This is a genomic window from Saccharothrix sp. CCNWYY140, from assembly GCF_037401995.1.
In the GTDB taxonomy this organism is placed as follows: Bacteria; Actinomycetota; Actinomycetes; order Mycobacteriales; family Pseudonocardiaceae; genus Actinosynnema.
The window spans coordinates 1-11,632 of the sequence record NZ_JBBEGC010000099.1; the positions used below are offsets into that span (position 1 = coordinate 1).

Annotated in this window: 7 protein-coding genes; 1 reads left to right on the forward strand and 6 read right to left on the reverse strand. The window is 70.7% G+C overall.

The annotated features are described in order from the left end of the window. Nucleotides 1-175: 175 nt before the first annotated feature. From WBN91_RS30285 to WBN91_RS30305, 5 genes are read right to left on the reverse strand one after another with little or no spacing between them, the layout of a single operon-like run. A complete protein-coding gene (locus tag WBN91_RS30285) occupies nt 176-802 on the reverse strand; it encodes a hypothetical protein (RefSeq protein ID WP_337727688.1) in 627 nt (208 codons plus the stop codon). Then, nucleotides 795-1,226, reverse strand: a complete 432-nt coding sequence (locus tag WBN91_RS30290) for an acyl-CoA thioesterase (protein ID WP_337727689.1) — start codon at nt 1,224-1,226, stop codon at nt 795-797. The genes WBN91_RS30285 and WBN91_RS30290 overlap by 8 nt, the downstream gene beginning before the upstream one ends. Before the next feature lie 40 nt (nt 1,227-1,266). After that, nucleotides 1,267-2,196, reverse strand: coding sequence for a DNA glycosylase AlkZ-like family protein (locus WBN91_RS30295; protein WP_337727690.1), 930 nt, complete (start codon nt 2,194-2,196; stop codon nt 1,267-1,269). A gap of 13 nt (nt 2,197-2,209) precedes the next feature. Then, on the reverse strand, nt 2,210-3,196 hold the full coding sequence (locus WBN91_RS30300) for a LacI family DNA-binding transcriptional regulator (RefSeq protein ID WP_337727691.1): 987 nt from the start codon (nt 3,194-3,196) through the stop codon (nt 2,210-2,212). An 11-nt stretch (nt 3,197-3,207) separates the two neighbouring features. Continuing rightward, nucleotides 3,208-4,764: a glycoside hydrolase family 13 protein gene (locus tag WBN91_RS30305; protein ID WP_337727693.1), complete on the reverse strand. Its 1,557-nt coding sequence runs from the start codon at nt 4,762-4,764 to the stop codon at nt 3,208-3,210. A 112-nt stretch (nt 4,765-4,876) separates the two neighbouring features. Here WBN91_RS30305 and WBN91_RS30310 point away from each other — a divergent pair, with 112 nt between their 5' ends. Further along, a complete protein-coding gene (locus tag WBN91_RS30310; RefSeq protein ID WP_337727694.1) occupies nt 4,877-6,526 on the forward strand; it encodes a carbohydrate-binding module family 20 domain-containing protein in 1,650 nt (549 codons plus the stop codon). A 51-nt stretch (nt 6,527-6,577) separates the two neighbouring features. Here the strand turns inward: WBN91_RS30310 and WBN91_RS30315 are convergent, their stop codons facing one another. Then, nucleotides 6,578-11,542, reverse strand: coding sequence for an NAD-glutamate dehydrogenase (locus tag WBN91_RS30315; protein ID WP_337727695.1), 4,965 nt, complete (start codon nt 11,540-11,542; stop codon nt 6,578-6,580). Nucleotides 11,543-11,632 lie beyond the last annotated feature (90 nt).

Genomic DNA, 11,632 nt, shown 5'->3' on the forward strand with positions numbered 1-11,632 from the left:
TACGGTGGGGAACACGAGGCCCCTCCCTTGTGGTTGACACCACCGCCGCGCGGAGCGCGGCGAAAAGCGCCGCTGCGTGGCACAAGCAAGCCGCTGCACGCAGCCAAAGACCCTCCAACGCGCGCGCGAAAGACCGCCCCAGCCCAGCGGAAGGCGTGTGTTCCCGGCGAGAGGGTCAGACCAACAACGGCAACATCGAGTGACGTCGCCGAACCACCGCACCAAAACGGGCGTCGATGCGCATCCACGAGTCCGTAGCCGTCACCCGCACATCGTCACCCCCCAAGAACCCCATCCCCGACAACGCGAACAAGCACCGCAACGGCACCTTCACGTCCAACCCCGACCCGCTCACCGTGATCACCGTCTGATCCAGCAACGAAGCCGGCGGCGTCCCATGAGGCCCGGTGTTCTCGCGAGCCACCGCCACCCCCTGCTCGGCCAGTTCCGACACAACCGCACCCGGCAAGCGGTCCACCTGCTGCCACCCCTCAGCCGGAGGCAGGGCGGAGCGCCACATCAAGTCCTTGGGAGCACCAGGGTCGATGGTGTCGCTGCGCACGACAGCCAAACCAGTCAACAAGTCGGTCCCGGACACGGTCACGTCGCCAGGGGTCACCCGGCCGGACACCGTGCGGGTCGCCAAGGTGTCGAAGGGGGTGGCCACCCAAGCGTCCAGCAGGTCACCCGCGGATCGGTTGCGGAGGCGGACCACGGACTGGGCGTCCAGGCGGACCGCTCGCGCCACGAAGGCGCCCAGGTCGTCGCGTTCGGACGGATCGGCCAGGACCAGCTCAGGCACCGTTGCCTCCGGCACGCCAGCCCGCGAGGAAGTCGCGTTCGGCTTCTAGTAGACGGCGCGGACGTCCGGCCGTGAGGTTGTAGGGCACCATCAGGGTTTCCGCGGTCGCCACGACCGGGCTCCCCTCCCGACGCCCGTTGCGCACTGTGTAGTCCAACGTGAAGGACGCCGACTTCAATTCCCGCACCGACATCTCCACCACGATCTCGTCACCGGTGAACACCAGCGGCGCCAGGTAGTCCACCACCAGGCGGGCCACCACCACGCCGTTGGCCATGTCCGGCACGCCGTGCCGCGCGGCCTCGGTGAACAGGAGGTCTATCCGGGCCTCCTCCAGCAGGGTCACCGTGTTGGCGTGGTTGACGTGGCCGTACGCGTCCATGTCCGACCACCTCGGACGCACTCCCGTGACGAACACACCCAACTTGAACGCGCCTCCTGCTGTCGTGCGGATCCACGAAACCCTATCCGGACGCCCGAACCCAGGTTAAGCGCACGTCGGTGCCCAGGAACCGGCCCAGGTCGGCGAGCTCCTCCGCGAGGTCGGGGCGGGTGCCGAACGCGTGGACCTCGACCTCGGAGCCGGTGCGCCGCCAGGTGGCCACGACCTTGCCGTCGACCACGACGTGCGGGGTGAGGAAACCGCCGCCGGTCTGGATCAGCGGGACGTGTTCGGGGGCCAGGGCGAGGCTGCGGTCCTTGTAGCCCAACAGGTACGGGTCGAAGTGGCCCAGCATCCGGACGGTGCCGGTCGGGGTCGCCGGGTCGTCGGGCAGCTCCGGCAGGTCGCGGAGCTGGGACTTGGGCAGGCCGCTCCACGCCGCGAAGTCGGCGGGGGTCGCGGGGCCGTACGCACGCCGGTACCGCCGCCAGAGCTGCTCGACCGTGCCGGGTTCCGGGATCTCGGGGAGGAGCGCGTACTCGTCGTCGAGGGTCCGGTGCAGCACGCCGTTGGCCGCCGCGTAGGCCATCAGGTGGGCCGGGGCCTGGGACTTCGGGTCCAGGGCGATGCCGACCTCGGCCAGGCGTGCCACGACGTCGGCTCGTATCAGCGGCTCCGTCAGGACCTCGCGGAGGGCCGGGAGGGCGCGGGCGCAGAGGTCGTCGGTGAGGCCCAGTTGGAGGCGCCTACGTTTTCCTTGTTGGACGATGAGTGTGGAAAGTGGCCCCAAAACCCAGAGATCGTCCAACAAAAACAGGTGCAGGGTTCCCCGCATGGCCCAGGTGCGGACGATCGGGCCGGTCAGGTCGTGCACGCCCCGCGCGCGGGCGGCCAGCCTCAGGGCGTTGACGTCTTGGGCTTGCAGGGCCAAGACCGAATCGAGCAGGTCGCCCGTCGAGGTAGCCCGGTGGGACAGGCGTTGGGCACGCATCCGTTGGGCGAGCACGGTCACCGGCCTGCCCCCGTCACCGTCTGGCTCCCGTGGAGCCCCGGACGACCAGCTCGGGTTGGAAGACGAACTCGGCGCGCGGGGCGGGCGTGCCGCCGATCTCCTCGAGGAGGGCGTGGACGGCGGCTTGGCCCATCGCCTCGACCGGCTGGCGGATGGTCGTCAGGGGCGGGTCGGCGAACACGATGAGCGGGGAGTCGTCGAAGCCCACCACGGAGATGTCGCCGGGGACCTGGAGGTCGCGGCGGCGGGCCGCGCGGATCGCGCCGAAGGCCATCAGGTCGCTCCCGCAGACGACGGCCGTGCAGCCGCGGTCGTAGAGGGCGTCGGCCGCCGCCTGGCCGCCCTCCACGGTGAACAGGGAGTGCTCGACCAACTCGGGGTCACCGCTCGACTGCGTGAAGGCCTCGACCATGCGCTGGGCCGGCACGAAGCGGGACGGACCGACCGCGAGGCCGACCCGCTCGTGGCCCAGGTCCCGCAAGTGGGACACGGCCAGGCGCACGGCGGCGCGGTGGTCCACCGAGACGAACGGGGCTTTGACGCGGTCGGTGTAGCCGTTGACCATCACGAACGGCACGCCCCGGCCGGCGAGCTTGACGTAGCGGTCCATGTCGGCGGTGGTGTCGGCGTGCAGGCCCGAGACGAAGACGATGCCGGTGACGCCCCGGTCGACCAGCAGCTCGGTCAACTGGTCCTCGGTGGAGCCGCCCGGTGTCTGGGTGCACAGCACGGGCGTGAAGCCGTCCCGGCTCAACACCTGCTCGATGACCTGCGCGAACGCCGGGAAGATCGGGTTGTTCAGCTCGGGGGTGATGAGCCCGATCAACCCGGCGCTGCGCTGCCGGAGGCGGGGTGGGCGCTCGTAGCCGAGCACGTCCATCGCGGCGACGACCGCCTGGCGGGTGGCGGCCGAGACGCCCGGCTTGCCGTTGACCACCCGGCTGACCGTCGCCTCGCTCACGCCTGCCTGGGTCGCGATGTCACTGAGCCGCGCTGTCACACCGGGTGACTCTACGGGCGGTGCCACCACACCGTCGTGTCAGACGGCACCACCAGCTCGGTGCCGTCCACGGTGTGGTCGCCCGAGGCGAGCAGGACCTCGCCGTCGAACGGGACGCGGACGTCCTCGGTGCCCAGGTTCACCACGCACGTGAAGTCCCGGCGGCGGAACGCCAGGACATCGGCGTCCGTCTCCAGCCACTCGACCTCGCGGCCCCGGCCGAGCGCGGGGTGGGCGCGGCGGATGCGCAGGGCGTCGCGGTAGAGGTGGAGGGTCGAGGACCGGTCCTCCTGCTGGGCGGCGACGCTCAGCGAACCCCAGGTGTCGGGCTGCGGGAGCCACGAACCCCCGTCGCCGAAGCCGTGGGAGGGACCGTCCTGGGTCCACGGGATCGGCACGCGGCAGCCGTCGCGGCCCCGGTCGGTGTGGCCCGAGCGCTCCCACACCGGGTCCTGGAGGACCTCCTCGGGCAGGTCCAGCACCTCGGGCAGGCCCAGTTCCTCGCCCTGGTAGACGTAGGCCGAGCCGGGCAGGGCCAGCATGAGCAGCGCGGCGGCGCGGGCGCGGGCCAGGCTGCCGTAGCGGGTGACGTGGCGCTGCACGTCGTGGTTGGACAGCACCCACGTGGTCGGCGCGCCGACCGGGACCATCGCGGCCAGCGAGTCGTCGATGACGGTCTTGAGGGCGGTCGCGTCCCACTCGGCGGTCAGGTAGTGGAAGTTGAACGCCTGGTGCAGCTCGTCCGCGCGCAGGTAGCGGGCGGTGCGCTCGGGGCTCGGGGTCCACGCCTCGGCGACGCCGACGCGGACGCCCGGGTAGGAGTCGAGGACCTTGCGCCAGTCGCGGTAGATCTCGTGCACGCCGTCCTGGTCGAAGAACGGCAGCGCCTCGGTGCCCAGCAGCTTGAGCTGCTCGGTGCGGCCCACGTCGGGCAGGCCGTCGGCCTTGACCATGCCGTGCGCCACGTCGATGCGGAAGCCGTCCACGCCCAGGTCCAGCCAGAAGCGCAGGACGTCCAGGAACTCCTCGCGGACCTCCGGGCGCTCCCAGTTCAGGTCGGGCTGCTCGGGGGCGAACAGGTGCAGGTACCACTGGCCGTCCGGCACCTGCGTCCAGGCCGGGCCGCCGAAGATCGACTCCCAGTCGTTGGGCGGCAGGTCGCCATCGCCCTTGCCGTCGCGGAAGTGGTAGCGGGCGCGCTCCGGGGAGCCGGGGGCGGCGGCGAGGGCCTGCCGGAACCACGCGTGCTGGTCGCTGGTGTGGTTCGGGACGAGGTCCACGATGATGCGGATGCCCAGGTCGTGGGCGTCCTCGATGAGCTTTCGAGCGTCGTCGAGGTCGCCGAACAGCGGGTCCACCGCCCGGTAGTCGGCGACGTCGTACCCGCCGTCGGCCTGCGGCGACGAGTAGAACGGCGTGATCCACACCGCGTCCACGCCCAGGTCGGCGAGGTACGGGAGGCGGGAGCGGATGCCGGGCAGGTCGCCGACGCCGTCGCCGTTCGAGTCGGCGAAGCTGCGCACGTAGACCTGGTAGATCACGGCCTCGCGCCACCAGTCCTGGCTCATGGGTTCCGTCCTTCCTCCGGGAGTGGCGGGACCGATGAAATACTTTGCAAGTGTTTTCAGCAAGTCCGGCAGGTGGTATGACCTAGAGCACATCCCTGCCGAAGGAGACATCGTGGTTTCCTCAGTCAAACGCGCCTTCCTGCTGTGCGCGGCACTGCTGTTGAGCGTGCTGGTCGTTCCGCAAACTTTTGCAACGCCGCCTGGTCCGAAGGACGTGACGGCGACCCTGTTCCAGTGGCCGTTCGACCGGGTGGCGGCCGAGTGCACGTCCACGCTCGGACCCGCGGGGTACGGGTACGTGGAGGTCTCCCCCGCCACCGAGCACATCCAGGGCGGCCAGTGGTGGACCTCCTACCAGCCGGTCAGCTACCGGATCGCCGGGCGGCTCGGCGACGAGACCGCGTTCCGGAACATGGTGAACACCTGCCACGCGGCCGGCGTCAAGGTCATCGCGGACGCGGTGATCAACCACATGAGCGCCGGGTCGGGTGTCGGGACGGGCGGGTCGTCGTACGGCAAGTACAACTACCCCGGCTACTACAGCGACTGGGACTTCCACTCCTGCCGGTCGCACATCTCCGACTACCGCAACCGCGACAACGTCCAGAACTGCGAACTGGTCGGGCTGTCGGACCTGAACACCGGCAGCGAGTACGTCCGCAACACCATCGCCGCCTACCTGAACCGGCTGATCGCGATGGGCGTGGACGGGTTCCGGGTGGACGCGGCCAAGCACATCGCGGCGGCCGACCTGTCCGCGATCAAGGCCAAGCTGACCAACCCGTCGATCTTCTGGGTGCACGAGGTGATCTACGGGGCCGGCGAGGCCGTGCAGCCCGGGGAGTACACCGGGTCGGGTGACGTGGACGAGTTCCGGTACGCCTACGACCTCAAGCGGGTCTTCCAGAACGAGAACCTGGCCTACCTGAGCAACTTCGGGCAGTCGTGGGGGTACCTGCCGTCGGGGCAGGCGCGGTCGTTCGTGGACAACTGGGACACCGAGCGCAACGGGTCGACGCTGACGTACAAGGACGGGTCGACCTACACGCTGGCGAACGTGTTCATGCTTGCCTGGCCGTACGGTGCGCCGAACGTGTACTCGGGCTACGAGTTCACCGACCACGACGCCGGTCCGCCCGGTGGGTCGGCGTGCTACGTCGGGTGGAAGTGCCAGCACCGGTGGACGCAGATCGCGGGCATGGTGAAGTTCCGCAACACCGTGGCCGGGACGTCGGTGGTGAACTGGTGGGACAACGGCGGCGACGCCATCGCGTTCGGGCGCGGGTCGCGCGGTTTCGTGGTGGTGAACCGGGAGACCTCGGCGCTGACGCGAACCTTCCAGACCTCCCTGCCCGCCGGCACGTACTGCGACGTGCAGCGGTCCGGCTGCACCCCGGTGACCGTGGACTCCTCCGGTCGCTTCACGGCCACCGTCGGCGCGGGCGAGGCCCTGGCCCTGCACGTGGGCGCGACGTCGTCGGTGTCGAGCACGACGTTCGCGGTGAACGCCACGACGTCGTTGGGCCAGAACATCTTCGTGGTCGGCGACCATGCCGCGTTGGGAGCCTGGAACCCCGCGAACGCGGTGGCGCTGTCATCCGCGACCTACCCGGTGTGGCGGGGTTCGGTGTCCCTGCCGGCCGGAACGACGTTCCAGTACAAGTACATCCGCAAGGACTCGTCGGGCGCGGTGACCTGGGAAAGCGGCGCCAACCGCACCGCCACCGCACCGGCATCGCTGAACGACACCTGGCGTCCGTAGCGGGGTTAGAGGGCCGGGGCTCCTGCGCGGAACCCCGGCCCTCGACCGGTGTTAGCGGATCATGCTGCGGACCTGGCGGGCGGCCACCGAGAGGGTGGCCAGGTCCAGGCGGCTCGCCCGGTTGATCTCCTCCAGGGCCGCGCGGGCGCGGGCCAGCCTTGAGGCGTTGGCCTGTTCCCAGGTGGCGATCTTCTCCGCGGGCGAGTCGCCCGGCTCGCTGGAGCGCAGCACGTCGATGGTGATCGACCGCAGCGACGAGTAGAAGTCGTCCCGCAGGGCCAGGCGGGCCAGGGCGTGCCAGCGGTTGCCGCGTTCCAGGCCGCTCACCGAGCTGAGCATCCGGTCCACGTCCAGGTGCTCGGACAGCGCGAAGTACAGCTCCGCGGTCTCCGGGTGCGAGCGCTCCGTGCCGACGCCGTGGCCCTCGCCCTCGCGTTCGGCCAGTTCCGCCACCTCGGTCACGTCCAGCAGGCCGTAGGTGAACAGCAGCACCGCGACCCGGCGGGCCAGCTCCTCCGGCACGCCGGCGCCCGTCAGGCGCTCGACGTGCGCGAGCACGGACTCCTTCTCGCGGCCCTGGAGCATGTCCAGGGTCCTCGGGGCCAGCTCGCCCACCACGCCGGCGAACCGGGCGATGGTCGAGCCGACCGCCAGCGGCTGCGGGCGGTTGGTCAGCAGCCACCTCGACGCGCGGTCGAGCAGGCGGCGGCTCTCCAGGACCATGTCGTCCTGGACGTCGGTGTCGATCTTGGTGTCCAGCGCCCGGATGTCCCGCCACAGCGACGGCAGGTCGTAGATCGCCGTGACGACCGTGTAGGCGCGCACGGCGTCGGTCGCGGACGCGCTGATCTCCTCGGCCAGGCGGAACGCGTAGGACACGCCGCCGCCGTCCACGACCTCGTTGACCAGCACCGTCGTGATGATCTCGCGGGCCAGCGGGTGGCTGCCGATGGCGTCCGCGAAGCGCTCGCGCAGCTCGCTGGGGAAGTAGTCGGGCAGCCTGCGGGCGATCACGTCGATCGTCGGCAGGTCGCTGGCCAGCACCTCCTCCTTGAGCGCGAGCTTGACGTGCGCCAGCAGGGTGGCCAGCTCGGGCGAGGTCAGGCCGGCCTCGGCCTTCTCCAGCGCCTTGAACTCCGCGGTGCTCGGCAGGGCCTCCAGCGCCCGGTCCAGGTGGCCGCGCTGCTCCAGGTCGGCCACCAGGCGGGCGTGCACCGACAGCATCGGCGCCGCGTGCGCCCGGGACACGCCCAGGACCTGGTTCTGCGAGTAGTTGTCGGCCAGCACCAGCTCGCCGACCTCGTCGGTCATCTGGCCGAGCAGCTCGTTGCGCTGCTGCTGGTCGAGCCGGCCCTCGCGGACCAGTTCGTCGAGCAGGATCTTGATGTTGACCTCGTGGTCGGAGCAGTCGACACCGGCCGAGTTGTCCAGGGCGTCGGTGTTGACCTTGCCGCCGGCGCGCGCGAACTCGATGCGCCCGCGCTGGGTCAGGCCCAGGTTGCCGCCCTCGCCGACGACCTTCACCCGCAGGTCGGAGCCGTTGACGCGGATGGCGTCGTTGGCCTTGTCGCCGACCTCGGCGTGCGACTCGGTGGCCGCCTTGACGTAGGTGCCGATGCCGCCGTTCCACAGCAGGTCCACCGGGGCCAGCAGGATCGCCTTCATCAGCTCCTGCGGCGACAACTTGACCACGCCCTCGGGCAGGCCCAGCGCCTCACGCGCCTGCTCGCTGACCGGGATGGACTTCGCCGTGCGCGGCCACACCCCGCCGCCGGGGCTGATCAGCGAGCGGTCGTAGTCGTCCCACGACGAGCGCGGGAGGGTGAACAGCCGCTTGCGCTCGACGTAGCTGGTCGCCGCGCCGGGGTTCGGGTCGATGAAGATGTGCCGGTGGTCGAACGCGGCCACCAGGCGGATGTGCTCGGACAGCAGCATGCCGTTGCCGAACACGTCACCGGACATGTCGCCGACGCCGACCACGGTGAAGTCCTGGGCCTGCGTGTTCACGCCGAGCTCGCGGAAGTGCCGCTTCACGCTCTCCCACGCGCCCTTGGCGGTGATGCCCATCGCCTTGTGGTCGTAGCCGACCGAGCCACCGGAGGCGAACGCGTCGCCCAGCCAGAAGCCGTAGGACTGGGACACCTCGTTGGCGATGTCGGAGAACGACGCCGTGCCCTTGTCCGCCGCGACCACCAGGTAGGTGTCGTCGCCGTCGTGCCGGACCACCTGCGGCGCCGGGATGACCTTGCCGGAGCTGAGGTTGTCGGTCAGGTCCAGCAGGCCGGAGATGAACATGCGGTAGCACGCGACGCCCTCGGCCAGGAACGCCTCGCGGTCCAGGCCCGGGTCGCCGGTCGGGACCGGCGGGCGCTTGACCACGAACCCGCCCTTCGCGCCGACCGGCACGATCACGGCGTTCTTCACCGCCTGCGCCTTGACCAGGCCCAGGATCTCGGTGCGGAAGTCCTCGCGCCGGTCGGACCAGCGCAACCCGCCGCGCGCGACCGGGCCGAACCGCAGGTGCACGCCCTCGATGCGCGGGGAGTACACGAAGATCTCGAACCGGGGCCGGGGCTGCGGCAGGTCCGGGATCGCGCGCGGGTCGAGCTTGACCGCCAGGTACGGGCGGGGGTTGCCGTCGGCGTCGCGCACGAAGTAGTTGGTGCGCAGGGTCGCCTGGATGAGGGTGAGCAGGCTGCGCAGGATGCGGTCGGCGTCCAGGCTGGTCACGTCGTCGATCATCGCCGTGATGTCGGCGACCAGGGACTCCGTGCGGGACGCGCGGTGCGCCTCGTCCAGGTTCGGGTCGAAGCGGGCCTCGAACAGCCGCACCAGGGCCGTGGCGACCTCGGTGTGGCCCAGGACGGCGTCCTCGATGTAGTCCTGGCTGTAGGCGATGCCCGCCTGGCGCAGGTACTTGGCGTAGGCGCGCAGCATCGCGGCCTGCTGCCAGGTCAGGCCGCCCTTGAGCACGAGGGTGTTGAAGCCGTCGACCTCGGCCTCGTTGCGCCAGGCGGCGGCGAACGCGTCCTGGAAGCGGGTGCGGACCGACTCCAGGTCGTCCTGGGACAGCCGGTCGAGGGTCACCTGGTCGATGCGCAGGCCGAAGTCGTAGATCCAGCACTCGGTGCCGTCCTCGCGGACCAGCTCGTACGGGCGCTCGTCGGCCACCACCACGCCCATGCGCTGGAGCATCGGCAGCACGTCCGACAGCGTGATCCGGGCGCCGGCCAGGAACAGCTTGAACCGCCGCTCACCCGGCTCCGCGTCGCGCGGCACGTAGAACTGCATGTCCAGGTCGCCGCGGCCCAGCGCCTCGATGCGCCGGAAGTCCTCCAGGCCCTCGGCGGCGGTGAAGTCCTCCTTGTAGGCCTCGGGGAACGCGGCGGCGATCCGCAGGCCCTGCTCGGAGGCCGACTCCGCGCCCAAGCCGTCGCCCTGCGCCTCCAGGACCGCCTCGACCATGCGGTCGTCCCACGAGCGGACCGCCTCGGCCAGCAGGTTCTGGATGTAGCCGGTGTCCGGCTCGACCTGGCGGTTGGGGTCGGTGTGCACCATGAAGTGCACGCGGGCCAGGGCGGACTCGCCGACGCGGGCGCTGTACTCCAGGTTGACGCCGCCCAGCTCGGCGATCAGGACCTCCTGCATGGCCAGGCGGGAGGTCGTGGTGTAGCGGTCGCGCGGCAGGTAGACCAGGCACGAGTAGAAGCGGCCGTACGGGTCGCGGCGCAGGAACAGCCGCAGGCGGCGGCGTTCGGCGAGCGCGATGACGCCGGTGACGGTCTGGTAGAGCGTGTCCGTGTCGACCGAGAACAGCTCGGTGCGCGGGTAGTTCTGGATCACCTCCAGCATCCGCTGGCCCGAGTAGGAGTGCAGCGGGAAGCCGGCGCGGTGGATCACGTCGCGGACCCGGCGCTCGATGGCCGGGATGTCCAGGACGTCCTCGTGCAGGGCGGTCGTGGAGAAGACGCCGAGGAACCGGTGCTCGCCGTTGACGTTGCCGTCCGCGTCGAAGGTCTTCACACCGACGTAGTACGGGTAGACCGACCGGTGGACACTCGACTGGGCGCTCGCCTGGGTCAGCACCAACAGCTCGGGCGACAGCGCCTGGGCGCCCGCGTCGGGACCCGCGGTGAGGCTGCGCGCCGCGAGGCTGTCCTGTCTGAGCACACCCAGGCCGCTGGCCAGGACCGCGCGCAGGGCGGGGTCGCCGCCGGTCGCCGGGTCGTCGCGGACCAGCTCGTACTGGCGGTAGCCCAGGAAGGTGAAGTGGTCGGCGGCGAGCCAGCGCAGCAGGCGGGCGCCGTCGTCGACCTCCTCGCGGTTCAGCGGCGGCGGGCTCGACTGGAGCTGGTCGGCGAGCTGGAGGGCCGTGTCGGTCATCTTCTTGGTGTCCTCGACGACCTCGCGGACGTCGTTGAGGACGGTGTGCAGCTTGGTCTCCAGCTCACGCGCCCGGTCCGGGTCGGTGAGCAGGTCGACCTCGATGTTCATCCACGACTCGGCCATCGCGTCGGCCGGCGGGTCGGCCGGGTCGGCGGTCGGCATGACCTCGTGCAGCACGCCGGTCACCGGGTCGCGGCGCACCACCACGATCGGGTGGACCACCCGCTGCACCTGCACGCCGCCGCGGGTCAGCTCGGAGGCCACCGAGTCGACCAGGTAGGGCATGTCGTCGGTGACCACCTGCACGACGGTCGCGGGACACGTCCACCCGTCGTGCGCGCGGGTGGGGTTGAGGATGCGCACCACCGGGCGACCCGGCACGCGGGTCTCGGCGAGCTGGTAGTTCGAGCGCACCGCGCCGACCAGGTCCACCGGGTCGTCGTCGTTGACTTCCTCGGCGGGCACGTGGCGGTAGTACAGGCGGATCAGGTCGGCGAGTTCGGGGGCGCCGGCGGCGGCCCGTTCGATCAATTCGTCACGCGCTTGTTCGGGACTGGCCTGGGTGCGGCCGGCACCGGCGTCGTGGCGAGTGGGGAGGTCCGATCGGGACGGGACTCCAGTCGAGGTCATGTTCAGGCGACTCCACGCTATCCGGCACCTCTGTGTGCCGGGTCCGCGCACCACTTAACCAGACGCGCTCGCCCCTGTCGGAGCAACCCT